Here is a 15,768-nt window from a genome sequence, read left to right on the forward strand (position 1 = left end):
GACCCTGCTGTATGGATAATGATGTCTTCTGAACGATGGTGAAATGACAATACCAAGCAAGCGCTTGGTTTGTAAATAGGCCGGAACGCGATAGAATAAGCCCTTCCTGACAACCTGCCGGAATTGCCTGTGAACCAAGACGCCATTCTCCAAGCCCTTGTTGCCGATAAGCTGGTCTCCGCCCCCGACAGTGCCCGTGGTCGCTTACTGACCGAAGCCGCCCGGCTGTTTCGGGATAGGGGTTATGAGCGAACCACCGTGCGGGATCTGGCGGCGGCGGTCGGTATCCAGTCCGGCAGTCTTTTTCATCATTTCCGGACCAAGGAAGCCATCCTCAAGGCGGTGATGGTGGAGACCATTCGCTTGAACACGGCGTTGATGCAGGCGGCGGTCGACGAGGCGCAAGGCGACCGCGCCAAGCTAAGAGCCCTGATACACGCCGAGCTGGAATCCATTAACGGTCTGACCGGCGAAGCCATGGCGGTGCTGGTGTACGAGTGGCGTAGCCTGTCGCCAGAAGCTCAGGAAGAGGTGCTGGCGCTGCGGGACATTTACGAGCAGCTTTGGTTGGATGTGCTGGGGCGCCTCCACCGGTCGGGTGAGGTTACCGCCGATCCGTTTGTGGTCCGGCGGTTGCTCACGGGCTCCTTGAGTTGGACGGTGACCTGGTTTCAATCCGGCGGAAAAATGGGGTTGTCGGAGCTGACCGATCAGGTGATGCTGAGCCTTGGTCTGATTGATTAATTTTCCAATTGATATGGCACGCCCGTGCCATTTCTGGTATTAACCTTAACACCCTGAAAATAAAAGGGATGTAGAAAAGCTGCCACTTGTTGCGAACGGGCCATTGGCCTGATCGGCATATATTTTTGGCAGCAAAGCCATTATTGTTGTGCGACGTTCGTCGCATTCTTCGTAATGTGAGAGACACGACTCGGATGGCGCGTCAGTGATTGGCCTGTTTTCGGCTGAAATCTGGTGCGGTCTACTGCGCTGAACCCTCGCGAGTCAATAAAAACAACGTAAACAGGGCGATCTATGACTTCCTCCTTAGTGACTCCAAAAGCCACCCTGGGTGGTTTTAAATCCAAATTGCTGGCCTTGGCGGCGCTGGTGCTGCTGGCGGGGTGCTCTGCCAATCCGATCTACACCACCACGGGCATCGTGCTGTCTAACTACTCTGAGGGTGAAGCAACCCCCTATGTCATGCAGACAAGCGACACCCGCATGGCCTGCAGCCTTGGTGAGGGCCTCGATCCCTTACTGTACTCCTTCTCCCGCGTGACCTCCGCTCCGGATTCCACCGGCTCGATGCTGATGCTGCTGGCGGCCAACTGCGCCGAGTATGACGCTTGGGAAGAAGAGCTGCGCTATCTGCGGGCCGATTACCAGGGCAATGTCTCTGCCGCCAAGGATGCCCGTGAGAGCATGAAGCGGCTCAATGCCCAGGTGGCCCAGCGTCGTTATCAGTCGTTCCAGCGGGCGATGAATGCGTATGACTACGATCCTTCTGCCGAGAATGCCGATTGTCCGTTCCTGTTCGAGGACCAGGACGAACTCACCTTTATGCTTGGCCTGCTTACTGGCATGCAAAGCATTGTGAACGACGCCAATTCAGGCGCCATGGCCGGCGTTCCCCGTAATATCGCGCCGCAGGCCGAGCGTGCCGCTCAATGTCTGGATAACGAGAAGTGGGGCGGGTTGCCCAACGCCATCCGGTCTCTGGTCTGGCTGTTGATTCCCGATACCCAGCCCTCTCTGGCACCGGATCCCTGGCGGGTCTTTAAGGACAGCTCACGGCTTGGCATCGAGAGTGGTCTGCGAGCGTCCATGGCGCTTGAAGCCGTGGCTGCGGAAACGTTTGGTCGTCCCGATGTGCTGGAAGACGTGCTCAAGCGCTACGTTGAATCGGAAGACCGCTTCGAGGTTCGCGAGGAGTATCGGCTAGTGGATAAGATCGCCGGAGAGGTCATGGTGTTCACTTCTGATAAATACTGGACCGCGAACTACGGCTACCGCACTCCGCAGCGGTTCTTCGGGCAGCTCAGCGAGGAGCGTCCCGGCGAAGAAACGGAAGTCATGGATCTGGACAGCCTGCTGTAAGCAGGTGACTTATCCCTTCGACATCATTGTACAAACATAAAAACGACCCGGAGGTCCCACATGTTTCGTAAAACCCTTGCTGCAATGACCCTGACCCTGGCTGCGCCGGTTGTCGCCGCTGAGCCGGTTAAAATGTGCGTGTTCGATGTTATCGGCGCCAACGGCGATGTCTTCAACATGGTGAAAGACTACGCCCTGGAAATGAAAGCCCTCGGCGTTGACTTTGAGCTGCGCCCGTACACTGACGAAGGTGTCGCGGTCGGTGACTTCAATTCCGGGCAGTGTGACGCCGTTGCGGCGACCGACCTGCGTACCCGTCCGTTCAACCGCTTTACTGGCAGCATCAGCGCCGTCGGTGCCATTCCGACCTACGACGATCTGAGAACTTTGCTGGCGACCCTGGCTCAGGCCAAGGCCGCGCCGCTGATGAAAGAGAATGGCTATGAGGTACTGGGTATCGTTCCTGCCGGCGCCGGTTACCTGTTCGTAAATGACCGCTCCATCGATACCGCGGGCGAGCTGGCCGGCAAGCGCATGGCAACCCTGGACTACCAGAAAGACGCCATCCACATGGTGAACTACATCAAGGCCACCGTGGTGCCGTCCGACATCACCAACTTTGCCGGCAAGTTCAACAACGGCTCTGTTGACACCGCTTATGCCCCGGCGTTCGCCTATGAGGCGCTGGAACTGTATAAGGGCATCGGTGACACCGGCGGTATCGTCGACTACCCGCTGGCCCAGCTGACCATCCAGATCATCGCCAAGGATCACGTGCTGGACGACGCCACAGCGCAGCAGTCCCGCGAAGTAGCCTGGGGCATGTACGGTCAGGCCATGGATCTGGTAACCCGTCTCGAGAACGCCATCCCGGAAGAAAAGTGGATCCGCATTCCCGACAACGACGTCCAGGGCTATCAGGAAATGTTCCGTGAGAACCGTATCCAGCTGCGTGACGGCATCGGCGGAGCCAGCCAGGTCTATCATCCGAAGATGCTGAGCCTGCTCAGCAACATTCGTTGTGCCAGCAACCCAGGTTCGTCCGAGTGCACCGCCGGTAACCGGGAATAACAGCTGATACCAAGACCAATAAAGGGCTGAACCTTCATGATCTCGCGCGTACTGTCTTCAGCCAGGGCCACAACAATTTACCCCGTGCATCGCCTGCACGGGGGCATTCTGTTGCTGCTCCTGTTGTTTACCCTGCTCCTGGGAATGGGGAACTCGTTCCACTCACGGTTACTCTGGATCGGCGAGCAGACTTGGCCGAACTACTATCTGCTCAACCCCGATGCGGTGGCACCGGAATGCGAACTCGAAATGGATGTCGAAAGGGAAGTTCAGCGCAGGCTGGATGCTTACCAGCCGGATCCTGACGACCTGTTCAGCTCGCCCCCCAACCCTGGCGCTCTCCGGGAATCGTTGCAGCGCAACCTGGAAATGTGTCAGCAGAAATATCTGGCGTTTGAAGAGAACCAGAAGCACGCTACGCCTGCGCTTGCCGCCTTCAAGACGGTAGAGCAGGGGCTGGCGCACTTCCTCCTCGAAAACATCGATCTGATGAAGTACCTGTTCATCGCGATGTTTGCCATGGCCGCGGCGATCTCGGCGCTGGATGCCGATCACATCGCCTTACGCCTGCCGCGTAACCGCGCCGAGTGGCGGTTGAATCAAGGCTCGCAACTGCTGGTCAACGGCCTGATGGTGTTGTCGCTGCAGTCCTACGCGGGCTTGCTGAGTTCGACGCCGGGCTCGGAGAGCACCGCCGCGCTTCAGAATGGCTGGACGCTGGTGTTTGGGTTGTTCATGGTCATTAATGTGATCCGGCTGATGTGGGTGCCGGAGCGAATCAAGGCCGGTGGGCTCAGTGCCTCTTCCGGGCTGGTGATCCCGCTCTATTGCGCCATGGGCCTGATCGCCATGAGTTACTTCTTCTTTGTGGATGGCTACAAGTCCGGTCTTGCCATCTACTTCGGCATGATGAGCAACCTGTCGTCCATGTTCATCAATATCGGCCTCTATGTGCTGGTGGGCATGGCGCTGAAGCAGACCCGTATTCCGGAGTTGCTGCTGAACGTCATCAAGCCGTTCCAGTTGCCGGCGCCGATGCTTGCCTCGGTGATGATTTTTGCCACCGCCTTCCCAACCGCCTTCACCGGCGCCTCGGGTATCTTCATCCTGGCGGTCGGTGGCGTGGTCTACGACGAGCTGCGTCGTGCCGGGGCCGGCCGTCAGTTGTCGCTGGCGACCACCGCCATGTCAGGGAGTTTGGGTGTGGTGCTGAACCCGTGCCTGCTGATTGTGGTGGTAGCGGCTCTCAACAAGGAAGTCACCACTTCCGAGATGTATGGCTGGGGCATCTGGGTGTTCCTGATGTCCGCATTGCTATTCTCCTTCATTGTCTGCAAGACCGAAGGTAACTGGCGGCCGAAGCCGGTGCCGGGTGCATTGCGTGAGGCGATCAGTCAGCTGAAGCCGCTGTTCCCTTATGTCCTGGTCGGCGGTCTGGTGATTTTCGCCATCTGGCTGCTGTTGGATCTGAACTTCAACGAGTACACCGCGCCGCTGATCCTGCCTCTGGTGATGCTGGTGCTGGTTTACCTGGACGCGGACAAGGACAATCGTGACGAAGAGCAGTCGCGGCTGAATGCCTTCTGGACCCGCAGCGCCTCCGCTGCCAGCGACTCGGCGGTGCATATTGGCGCGCTGCTGGCTTTGATTGGGTTCTCGATCTGCCTGGGCGGTATCCTGGAGCGGTCCGACATTGTGCATGCGATCTTCCCGGAAAATCTCGATAACCCCTGGCTGGTCATGCTGGTGGTGGTCTTCATGCTGACCTTTATCGGCATGGTGATGGACCCGTTCGGTGCGGTCATCCTGGTGTCCGCCACCATTGCCCAGGCGGCCATCAACTTGGGAATCGATCCGCTGCACTTCTGGATCGTATGCCTGGTTGCTTTTGAGCTGGGCTATCTCAGCCCGCCGGTGGCGTTGAATCACCTGTTGACCCGACAGGTGGTAGGCGAGACCGAAGTGCTCGCTGCGGAACGGACCGGATCGCTCTGGCACCGGTATGAACGGCTGCTGCTGCCGCTGGTGGTCATGGCAACCACCTTGCTGCTGGTCGCCTTCGTACCGATGCTGTTCTACGCGCTGTAAGCGGAGCTAAGGCCCCCAAAACCGCCTGCAGGTGACCACCTGCAGGCGGTTTTTTTTGAGCCGCATACCTCAGATGTTCGTATACTGTGGGTTATTGGAAGTCAAAAGGTGGCTGATGGCATCGGGACCTCGATCCAACGGGTAGCTTCGTGCGCTCGTTAATACGAGTGGTTTACCTGCGGAAAATCTTGGAACGCTCGCGGAGGGCGGGGCGTGTTGTTGTCAGATTCCAGAAAAAGGCGGGCAAATGGCAGACAGGCATGCAGAGAAAAGGTTCTCGGTCGTCGCCGTGGTGCTAGGGGCTTTGGCGGGATGCAGTGGGGGCTCGGGTTCCTCGAGTCCTGACGACCTCAGTGGCGTGATAACGATCGAGAGCCACAGTCGGATTGATTCGGATACCGCGGATGACAGCCAGGTGGGTGCCGCGGTCGCCAATAATGATGCCGCAAACGCCCAGCTGTTACCGGAGACGGGCATCGTCGGCGGCTACCTCAGTGGCTCCAGCGGATTTTACGCGACCGGTGGTGAGCAACAGTTCGAATACGTCACCGACACCAGCGATGTCTATCTGGTCCGGTTGCGCCAAGGCGATCGGGTGGTGCTGCAGACATTCCTGTCCAGCTCGACCCCTGCCGGAACCGACATGACCATCACCGAAGTGGGTGGCGGCGAAATTTGCGGCTCCGATTGCGACGGCTCGCCACCGTTCACCCACGTGGTGGACTCAATCCCGGACGCCGAATCCCGGCCTCATCTGATCCAGATTCGGGCCACCGGCGGCGGACCGTTTCGCTATGTGCTGACCGTCGCCGCCGAGGCCAGCGTCTCGGCGGCTAACGTGGCGTTTCAGGAACCGGAACTGGTGCCCAACGAAGCGGTGGTCATGGTGGATGCGCCCTCGGCGCCGGGCGGAAGTGCCAACGCGCTGGACATCCCCACCGCGTTGGACATCGTCAGCGGCCTGTCCGCGGGCCAGGTCCGGAATCTGGGCAGTGGCATCTGGCATCTCACGCGGGCGTCGGCAAGCTCTTTGCAGGCGGCACCGGGTCAGGAGCTGGCGGCTTTACGCCAACAAACTCTGGAATGGATCGGCACCCTTAATAGCCAGCCCGGTGTGACGGCCGAGCCCAACTACCTTTACCGGGCGCAGGTGGTGGTCCCGCAAGACGACGACCTGTACCGGCTGCAGTGGCATTACCCATTGATCAGTTTACCAGTGGCCTGGCAGGCGGCCCCCAGCGCTGGTGCCGATGTCGGGATCGCGGTGATGGACACCGGGCTGTTCAGTGCCACGCCCAGCAGTTACGGCAACTGGCATCCGGACATTCACGCCAATGTGGTGCCGTTTACCGGTCAGATTCTCGATTACGTCACCGGCAGTCTCGATATCGACGAGGACCAGGGCCAGCGGGACCAGAATCCGGCGGACCCAGGCGATGGCCGGGCCCAGAACAGCAGCTTTCATGGTACCCACGTAGCGGGCATCGCGGCCGGTGTGGACAACAGTACCGGCATCATCGGCGTTGCACCGCAGGCCACACTTTTTCCGGTGCGGGTGTTGGGCCAGGACGGGTCGGGGAACGCCAGCGACCTGATCGCCGCACTGAATTGGGCCTCTGGGCGCAGCGACATCGATGTCATCAACCTGAGTCTGGGAGGGCTGCCGGATTCCGAAGCCCTCAAGGCCGCGATTGACCAAGCCCATGGCAATGGCAAGTTGCTGGTGGCGGCGGCGGGCAATGGCGGCTCCGACAATCCGACGTTTCCCGCGGCCTTTGCCAATGTGGTGGGTGTGGGGGCCGTGGATGGTGGCAAGCAGCGGGCGTCCTATTCCAACATAGGTCCGTCGGTGGATCTGGTCGCGCCGGGTGGTGATGCCAGCCGCGATGGCAACCTGGATGGCAACGCCGATCTGGTGATCAGCACCTGGGGGGACGACACGGTATCGCCCCCTGAACCCCGATACGCGGGGTTGCAGGGCACCTCCATGGCCTCGCCCCATGTGGCCGGCGTCTATGCCCTGATGAAGAGCGCTGCCAACTCGGTAGGGGAGGATGTAACGCCGGACCAGTTTTTCGCACTGATGGCCAGCGGTAGCATCACCGACGAGGTAGGCAGCGAGAGTGAGTACGGTGCGGGCCTGATCAATGCCATCAAGGCGGTGGATGCCGCGATCAGCGGCGATTTCCCGACCGTGCTTGCGGCGTCCCCTTCCGCATTGCAATTCACGGACGCCACCCGCCAACAGACGGTGCAGTTACAGGTCTACCCGGATGGCGCCGACGTCACCATCGACACGGTGGCGGACATGCCCAGTTGGCTGACGGTGACGCCGGCGTTGGTGGTCGGTAACCCTCCTCCGGATCAGGTCCTGGTATCGGTGGACGTGGCCCAGCTCGAACAGAATACCAATTACGTGACCGAGCTGGAGATTGGCTATAGCGATGGCGGCGACAGTGGTGTCCTGGAGGTGCCCATTGCGGTACAGCGTCAGGACGAGGTAGACCAGCGGGATGCAGGCAGGCATTACGTGCTGTTGCTGAAGACCGACCCGGCGCGTAGCCTGGTCGACCAGGTCAGTGTTGACGCCGATGCCGGAATATACCGGTTTGCCTTTGATGACGTTGATCCCGGCGAATACTTTCTGGTCGCCGGCACGGACATCGACAACAATGGTTTTATCTGTGAAACCGGGGAGGCGTGTGCGGAATATCCGGTGCTCGGCTTGTTGGAACCGATCACCATCACAGAGGCGCCGGTTGCGGGGTTGGCCATGAACACCAGTTTTCGGCGTCCAACCCTTACCACCCTGGGACAGCCCCGTTATGGCTTTACCGGCTACCCCTTGAAGGCGCTGTCCGGTAACACTCAGCTCTTACGACAGTATCGCGGAGGTGGTGAATGAAATCCTGGCAGGGGTTGAGCGCTGGCATCTGGCTGTCGCTCGTTGGCGGCTGTGCGAGTCAGGCCGAACAGGCGGGCCCGGTGGCTCGGCAGCTAACGGCTTCCGCCCATTGCGGGCTGCAGGACCGGGGCTTGCTGTATCTCGCCTCGGGGCAGGATCTCCAGCAACTCTCGGGTTTGCCGGCGCAGGCACTGACGCTGGCTCCCCTGAACGCAGTGGATTTCTCCCGCGAGCATGTGGTGATCGTTGCCTTGGGCCAGAAGACTTCCGCGGGCTATGGTGTAACGCTGGATAGCGCCCAGCTGATCGGGGACCGGCTGACGCTGGAAATGCGCCTGCAGTCGCCGCCTCCCGACAGCATGGTGGCTCAGGTTATGACCACGCCCTGCGCCGCTGTTGCGGTTATTAACCAGGGCTGGAGCCATCTCTCTGTTTACGGCGAGGGCTATCCCGCTGTGTCGCACCAGCGTTGAGGATCGCGACCGAGCTTTCGCCAACCGCAAAACAACCGTTGATCTTTCTCGGGGAATCCCTAAGCTAGTGGCCCATTGAACAAGTTGATGGGTTTTGCCTGGAGTTATGCCTCATCTATGAGCCAGAAACAATATAACGCTGATGCCATTGAAGTCCTGAGTGGTTTGGATCCGGTCCGCAAACGGCCCGGTATGTACACCGAAACCAGTCGTCCGAACCACCTGGCCCAGGAGGTGATCGACAACAGTGTCGATGAGGCGTTGGCCGGCCATGCCCGTCGGATTGACGTAGTGCTCCACAGCGACGGCTCACTGAGCGTTGAAGACGACGGCCGAGGTATGCCGGTGGATCTCCACAAGGAGGAGGGGCTGCCGGGGGTAGAGCTGATACTGACCCGGCTGCATGCGGGCGGTAAGTTCTCCCAGGGCAACTACAACTTTTCCGGCGGTCTGCACGGGGTAGGGGTGTCGGTGGTCAATGCCCTCTCCAAGACGCTGGAGGTGACCATCAAGCGGGATGGCCAGCTCCATCGTATGACCTTCGCCGACGGTGACAAGGCCTCTGAGCTCGAGGTCATCGATACGGTCGGCAAACGCAATACCGGCACCCGGCTCCAGTTCCTGCCGGATGCCTCCTACTTCGACAGCCCCAAGTTCTCCGTTAGCCGCCTGCGCCATAACCTGCGGGCCAAGGCCGTCTTGTGCCCGGCCCTGACCGTCACTTTCCTGCAGGAAGCCACCGGCGAGAAAGACGAGTGGTATTACGAGGACGGCCTGCGGGATTACCTGCGAACCGCTTTGGCGGACATTGAAGCCGTTCCTCTGGAGCCGTTCACCGGTACCTTCGCCGGCAACACCGAGGAAGTCGACTGGGCTCTGCAGTGGTTGCCCGAAGGCGGCGAGGCGGTGACCGAAAGCTACGTCAACCTGATTCCCACCGCTCAGGGTGGCACCCACGTTAACGGCTTGCGCACCGGTTTGCTGGAGGCCATGCGCGAGTTCTGCGAGTTCCGCAACCTGATGCCGCGAGGGGTGAAGCTGTCTCCGGAGGACATTTGGGAGCGCTGCAGCTACGTGCTGTCGTTCAAGATGCAGGATCCGCAATTCTCCGGCCAGACCAAAGAACGGTTGTCGTCCCGCGAAGCCGCCGCGTTTGTTTCCGGCGTGGTGAAGGACGCCTTCAGTCTCTGGCTCAACCACCACACAGACATCGCCGAGGCGCTGGCCGAGCTGTTCATCAGCAACGCACAGCGGCGGTTGCGGGCGAGCAAGAAGGTGGCGCGGAAAAAGGTGACGTCTGGCCCGGCACTGCCTGGCAAGCTGGCGGACTGTTCCGGTGGCGATACCAGCCGAGCCGAGCTGTTTCTGGTGGAAGGGGATTCGGCGGGTGGTTCCGCCAAGCAAGCACGCGACCGGGAATTCCAGGCAGTGATGCCGCTGCGGGGGAAGATTCTCAACACCTGGGAAGTGGACTCCGGCGAAATCCTGGCGTCCCAGGAAGTGCACGATATTGCTGTAGCCATCGGTGTGGACCCGGGCTCTGACAACCTGTCCGGCTTACGCTACAACCGGGTCTGTATTCTGGCGGATGCCGATTCCGACGGCTTGCACATTGCCACCTTGCTGTGCGCCTTGTTCGTCAAGCATTTCCGACCGCTGGTGGCGGCCGGTCATGTGTTTGTCGCCATGCCGCCGCTGTATCGGGTGGACCTCGGTAAGGAAACCTTCTACGCCCTGGACGAGCACGAGAAACAGGGCATCCTCGACCGGCTGGAGGCCGAAAAACGTCGCGGCAAGGTCCAGGTCACCCGCTTCAAGGGCCTGGGTGAGATGAACCCGCTGCAGCTGCGCGAGACCACCATGGCGCCGGACACCCGTCGCTTGGTGATGCTGACCCTGGAAGAGGGCGACGAAACCGACGAGCGCATGGACATGCTGCTGGGCAAGAAACGCGCCTCCGACCGCAAGGTGTGGCTGGAGAGCAAGGGCAATATGGCGGATCTGGTGGTGTAACCGGGTCCGCGGACACTTCTCTTCGTTTGAGCTTTGGGGCAGGCCGTTGCCTGTCTGACCTTCCTGTTGAATCCTGGCAGTGGGCGGTCCAAGACCGGCCCGTTTCGCTCGTGCTCGGTCGTTTCGATCCCTCGCACCACGCCTTCGCCACTTCTCATCGGATTATTGTTGTTATTTGTAAATGTGAATTGGACGCATTAGACTTTCGCCCTTTGGCCCGAGGGTCGGTATTTCTCAGCGGGAGTGGGCATAGTGAGATCCGTGACAAAACGGCTCGGGGCGGCTGCCTCGGTAGTGGTACTTGCTGCAGTGTTTTCTCAAGCTGTCCTCGCGGTCACCCAGGTGCAGGATGACCGGGGTGTCTGGGTAAGCGTGCCGGATAATGTCGGCCGGGTGGCGGCTATCTCGACCTTTGCCGCCGACACCCTGGTGGCTTTGGGGGTGTCACCGGTCGCGGCTTCGACGTTCGCCGACCAGCCACTGCCTCAGTTTCTCGGGGAGCGGATCGACGGGGCGACCAGCCTGGGGCCGCGGGCGAAAACCAATCTGGAACTGCTCACCGCGGTACAACCGGACCTGATCGTTGCCATTCGCCGCTATACCGAGCCCTATGAGCGCCAGTATGAGCGGCTGGCGCCGTATCTGGCGTTTAACGTGATTACCTTCGAAGACAGCTTGCGGGCCGTGCGTCAGGTCAGCCGCGGGCTGGGGCTTCAGGAAGAGGGCGAACGCCTGAACCGGGAGTTCATCGCCGAGCTGGAGCGTCTGGGCCAGGCGGCACCCGGCGGCGTCAGTGCGGCGCTGTTGGTGTCCAGCAGCGAAACCCCCTTTGCCTACTACGACAACTTCCTGCCCGCCTACCTGCTGAATCGCCTCAAAGGGGTCAATGTGGTCGGCGCGGCCCCCCGCGGGGACGATCAGAGCCTGGGCTACCGGATCAGCCTGGAAGCGCTGCTGGCATTGGACCCGGATGTGCTGTTTGTCCTGCCATCGATTCAGCAGCAGGCCTATCGCAACAACCCGATCTGGCCTTACCTGAAAGCGGTTCGCAGCGGCCGGGTTTACGAGGTGGGGCAGCACTGGAAGGAAGGGGCCGGGCCCATTGCCCGTGGTTACATCCTGAACGAAATGGCCCATCTGCTTTACCCTGAGACCTTTCCCGCGCCGGCCATGCCGGAACAGATTCGCAGCCATTCCCTGGAGAACCGGTAATGGCTGCCGAGCAGGCCGTAGCCTGGGTGCGTTGGAGCGGTTGGGGGCTGGTGGTGCTGGCCGGCTCCCTGGTGTTGGTGCTGGCGAGTCTGAGTCTCGGGGTCGTGCCGGTGGCGGTTTCTGCCATCGTTGAGGTGTTGCTCGGTGAGCAGGGGGGCTTGTCACGGATCTTGGTCTGGGAGCTCCGGCTGCCGCGCACCCTGCTGGGGTTACTGGTGGGGGCGAACCTGGCCGTGGCGGGCACCTTGATGCAGGCAGTGACGCGCAATCCGTTGGCCTCGCCGAGCCTGACCGGGGTGATGGCCGGCGGTGCCCTGGCGGTGGTGGTGGCCATGAGCTATTCGTCCTGGCCCGTCACCGTCACCCCATATGTGGCGCTAGTGGGTGGCTTGGCAGGTGCGGCGGCCAGCATTGGCCTTGCCTGGAACGGCCAGTTGGCACCGGTGCGGCTGGCGCTGGCTGGGGTGGCGGTAACGGCGTTGTGCGGCGCGGTGGTGACGGCCGTGTTGCTGAACGTGGGCTCCTCGGCCGATGAGCTGTTCTTCTGGATGGCCGGCGGCCTGTTGGGGCGCAGCTGGCCGCAGCTGGAGCTGATTGGTGCCACGTCACTACTGGGCCTGCTGTTGGCGCTGGCGTTTCGGCGCCAGTTGAATCTGTTATCGCTCGGCGACGAGGTGGTGCGCAGCCTGGGCATGCGGGTATGGCGTTGGCGTCTGGGGCTGGCGGCACTGGCGGTGTTCTTGACCGCACAGGTGGTGGCCGTTGCCGGGCCCATTGGTTTCGTGGGGTTGGTGATACCCCACCTGGCACGCATCCTGGTGGGCGACGATCAGCGTCGCCTGCTGCCGGTTGCCGCCTGTCTGGGTGCCTGGCTGATGGTGGTGGCCGATGTGGCGGCGAGAACCCTGGTGGCGCCGGCTGAGCTGCCGGTAGGGCTGTTCACCGCCACGCTGGGTGGTGCGGGATTCATTGCCTTGATTTATCGTCAGCGTTTATAGCTGGGAGGGGAGCCGATGTCGAATCCAGGGTGGTTACTGCAGCTGTCGCGCCATCGTCTCATGCTGGTGTTGGGGCTGATGTTGGTGGCTGTGGCTGCCATCGTCGTCAATCTGCTGGCGGGCGCGGTGACCCTACCGTTTGGCCTGCTGTGGCAAACACTCTGGTCTTCGGTGGATGCGGCGGCTGGGCCCGATGCGGTGGCCGCCGACGTACTCTGGCAGTTGCGTATGCCGCGGCTGTTGCTGGGTTTGCTGGTCGGCGGGCAGCTGGCCGTGGCTGGCGCCATTCTGCAGGTGGTGTTGCGTAACCCGCTGGCGGATTCGCACATTCTCGGCATCTCAGGCGGTGCGAGCCTGCTGGCGGTGTTGCTGTTCCTGTTCGCCTCCGATGGCGTGCTGACGGTTGCGGTTTGGGACTGGCAGGTGTCGACCTTGTATCTGATGCCTTGGGCGGCCACCGCTGGCGGGTTGCTGGCCGCAGGCCTGGTCTTCCGGCTCAGTGCGGCCGGCGGCCTGACGCCGATGCGGCTGGTGCTGTGCGGCATCGCCGTGGCCAGTGTATTGAACGCCCTGGTGGGCGGGATTCTCGCCGGCTGGGGACACGCCAATGCCGAAACCGTACTGGCCTGGCTGGCCGGCACGCTGTATGGCCGTGACTGGCTGTATATCTGGGCCTTGCTGCCCTGGAGCCTGCTGGGCCTGCTGTTGTTGCCCGCCATGGCGAAGCCGTTGAACCTGCTGCAGCTGGGCGAGGAGTCGGCCACGTCACTTGGGCTGGCGGTCACCCGGTGGCGCGGCTTGAGTCTGGTCATGGCGAGTCTGCTGGCGGCCAGCGCAGTGGGGATGGTGGGCCCCGTCGGATTCGTGGGGTTGCTTGTGCCGCCGATCGCCCGGGCACTGGTTGGCTCCGACATGCGCCGACAGCTGCCCCTGAGTGGGCTGCTGGGTGCTTTGTTGGTGGTGGCGGCCGATGGTGTGGGGCGGTTGATGCCCGGGGCCAATGAGCTGCCGGTGGGCGTGGTGACCTCGTTGGTTGGGGTGCCGTTTTTCATCTACGTGCTGAGGCGCCAGTCATGACGAATCTGGTTCCGGCCTCTCTGTGGCGAGCCTGCCAGCCAGCCGCCAAGCAACCGGGTTAAGGAGACAGCTATGCGCTTGTCCGCTCAACAGATTTGCGTCGATTACGGCAAGAGCCGGGTGCTCGATGATTTGTCGCTGACCCTCGCCGAGGGCGAAATCACCTGCTTGTTGGGACCCAACGGGTCAGGCAAGAGCACGCTGTTAAAGGCGTTGAGCGGGGCGCTGCAACCGGTCTCGGGCCAGGTGGTGCTGGGTGACAGAGCGCTCGCGCAGTGGTCCGGCAAGGCCCTGGCGCGTCAGTTGGCGTTGCTGCCGCAACACCCGGTGGCCCCGGAGGGGCTGCTGGTGACGGAGCTGGTGCATTACGGGCGTTCGCCTCACCAGGGCTTCTGGGGCGCCCGCTCCCGGGAAGACGATGACATCGTGGCCTGGGCCCTGGCCGCCACCGGCCTGGAGGCATACGGTGCCCGGCCACTATCCCAGCTCTCCGGTGGCGAACGGCAGCGGGTGTGGATTGCCCTGGCGTTGGCGCAGCAGGCGCCCATTCTGCTACTGGATGAGCCCACCACCTTTCTGGATCTTGGTCATCAGCTCGAAGTGATGGAGCTGTTGACGGATTTGAACCGCGACCATGGTCTGACCGTGGTGATGTCGCTGCACGACCTCAATCAGGCGGCCCGTTACGCCCATCAACTGGTGGTCATGGAGCAGGGGCGCATCGTCGCTCACGGCGAACCCGCCGCAACGTTGACTGAAGGCCTGTTGGCCCGCGTCTTCCGGGTTCGGGGGCAGGTCGAGTCAGACCCGCATTCCCGGCAACTGTCCTGTCGATTCCACTCTTCCCTGAACTACACTATTGCAAATGAGAATGGTTAGCATTATAGTTCCGCCGGCTGATTCATAGCGTCCTCGCCTGGCAGTAAACAGACATCCTGGCGGCGCGGACACACTGCTGGAGAACCTGGATGCTGCACCGCAATGCCCTCAAGGCAAAAATGGCCGCGGGTGAAGTCGTGACCGGATTGCTGAATTCCGTACCCAGCCCCTGGTTGGTCGAGATGATCGGATACGCCGGCTATGACTTTGTCATCCTCGACATGGAGCACCTCTCGGTAAACCCCGAATCCATCGAGAACATGATCCGCGCGGCGGAATGCGCCGGCCTGACCCCGTTGGTGCGGGTGCCTGCCAGTCGGCCGGACGCCATTACCCATGCTCTGGACAGCGGCGCCCAAGGCATCGTGATCCCCCGGGTGAGCACGCCCGAACAGGCGCGCCAGGTGGTCAACGCCAGTCGTTATCACCCCCTGGGCGAGCGTGGAATCACCGGCGGGCGCACCACTGGCTTTGGGACCCTCGATCTGGCCACTTATTTTGAGCGGGCCAACCGGGAAATCCTGGTGATCATGATGATCGAGGACCAGCAAGGGGTGGAGTGCATTGACGACATCCTCGAAGTGCCCGGCATCGACTGGATTCTGGAAGGCGCGATTGATTTGTCCCAGTCGCTGGGTGTGCCCGGCGATGCCCAGCATCCCAGCGTGCAGGCCGCAATCCATACCGTCGCCCAGGCCTGCCAGCGTCATGGCGTGACGTTTTGTGCCTTGCCGCGCAGTCAATCCCAGGTCGATTATTGGCGACAGCAGGGAGTCAAGGCCCTGCTCCTCGGTGAAGATCGAGGGCTGCTGTTTCGTAAATTGAAATCCCATCGACAGAGTTTTCTCGAGCGCGACCAGGCCTAGCGGATCGCTTTGCTCTGATACCGGGGCTTAGTCGCCTCCAAAACGTAAATAAGACGCATTTGTAAAAGTAGTGCAATTCAATA

12 protein-coding genes are annotated in these 15,768 nt (G+C 61.4%); all 12 read left to right on the top strand.

Features of this window, described 5'->3' with window-relative positions; genetic code table 11:
- Positions 1–129: 129 nt before the first annotated feature.
- On the top strand, positions 130–744 hold the full coding sequence (locus N6L25_RS03700; protein ID WP_271977979.1) for a TetR/AcrR family transcriptional regulator: 615 nt from the start codon (positions 130–132) through the stop codon (positions 742–744).
- Between the two features lie 294 nt (positions 745–1,038).
- The gene (locus N6L25_RS03705; RefSeq protein ID WP_271977981.1) at positions 1,039–2,103 is read left to right on the top strand and encodes a hypothetical protein; all 1,065 of its coding nucleotides are present in this window, start codon (positions 1,039–1,041) and stop codon (positions 2,101–2,103) included.
- Between the two features lie 60 nt (positions 2,104–2,163).
- A complete protein-coding gene (locus tag N6L25_RS03710) occupies positions 2,164–3,174 on the top strand; it encodes a putative solute-binding protein (RefSeq protein ID WP_271977983.1) in 1,011 nt (336 codons plus the stop codon).
- A gap of 36 nt (positions 3,175–3,210) precedes the next feature.
- Complete coding sequence (locus N6L25_RS03715; protein WP_271977985.1) at positions 3,211–5,262, top strand: TRAP transporter large permease subunit; 2,052 nt, start codon at positions 3,211–3,213, stop codon at positions 5,260–5,262.
- A 358-nt stretch (positions 5,263–5,620) separates the two neighbouring features.
- Positions 5,621–8,167 carry a S8 family serine peptidase gene (locus tag N6L25_RS03720; RefSeq protein WP_271977987.1) on the top strand — a complete coding sequence of 849 codons (2,547 nt, stop codon included), beginning with the start codon at positions 5,621–5,623 and terminating at the stop codon, positions 8,165–8,167.
- Complete coding sequence (locus tag N6L25_RS03725) at positions 8,164–8,640, top strand: protease complex subunit PrcB family protein (RefSeq protein ID WP_271977989.1); 477 nt, start codon at positions 8,164–8,166, stop codon at positions 8,638–8,640. The genes N6L25_RS03720 and N6L25_RS03725 overlap by 4 nt, the downstream gene beginning before the upstream one ends.
- A 117-nt stretch (positions 8,641–8,757) precedes the next feature.
- A complete protein-coding gene (gene parE, locus N6L25_RS03730) occupies positions 8,758–10,653 on the top strand; it encodes a DNA topoisomerase IV subunit B (RefSeq protein WP_271977991.1) in 1,896 nt (631 codons plus the stop codon).
- A 252-nt stretch (positions 10,654–10,905) separates the two neighbouring features.
- On the top strand, positions 10,906–11,865 hold the full coding sequence (locus N6L25_RS03735) for an ABC transporter substrate-binding protein (protein WP_271977993.1): 960 nt from the start codon (positions 10,906–10,908) through the stop codon (positions 11,863–11,865).
- Positions 11,865–12,863, top strand: coding sequence for a FecCD family ABC transporter permease (locus N6L25_RS03740; RefSeq protein ID WP_271977995.1), 999 nt, complete (start codon positions 11,865–11,867; stop codon positions 12,861–12,863). The genes N6L25_RS03735 and N6L25_RS03740 overlap by 1 nt, the downstream gene beginning before the upstream one ends.
- A gap of 15 nt (positions 12,864–12,878) precedes the next feature.
- Positions 12,879–13,940: a FecCD family ABC transporter permease gene (locus tag N6L25_RS03745; RefSeq protein WP_271977997.1), complete on the top strand. Its 1,062-nt coding sequence runs from the start codon at positions 12,879–12,881 to the stop codon at positions 13,938–13,940.
- A 72-nt stretch (positions 13,941–14,012) separates the two neighbouring features.
- Positions 14,013–14,819, top strand: a complete 807-nt coding sequence (locus tag N6L25_RS03750) for an ABC transporter ATP-binding protein (RefSeq protein ID WP_271978000.1) — start codon at positions 14,013–14,015, stop codon at positions 14,817–14,819.
- Between the two features lie 89 nt (positions 14,820–14,908).
- A complete protein-coding gene (locus tag N6L25_RS03755) occupies positions 14,909–15,685 on the top strand; it encodes an HpcH/HpaI aldolase family protein (protein WP_271978002.1) in 777 nt (258 codons plus the stop codon).
- The last annotated feature ends 83 nt before the right edge of the window (positions 15,686–15,768 follow it).

Origin of the sequence: Marinobacter sp. SS21, from assembly GCF_028369065.1 — a bacterium.
Taxonomy (GTDB): Bacteria; Pseudomonadota; Gammaproteobacteria; order Pseudomonadales; family Oleiphilaceae; genus Marinobacter.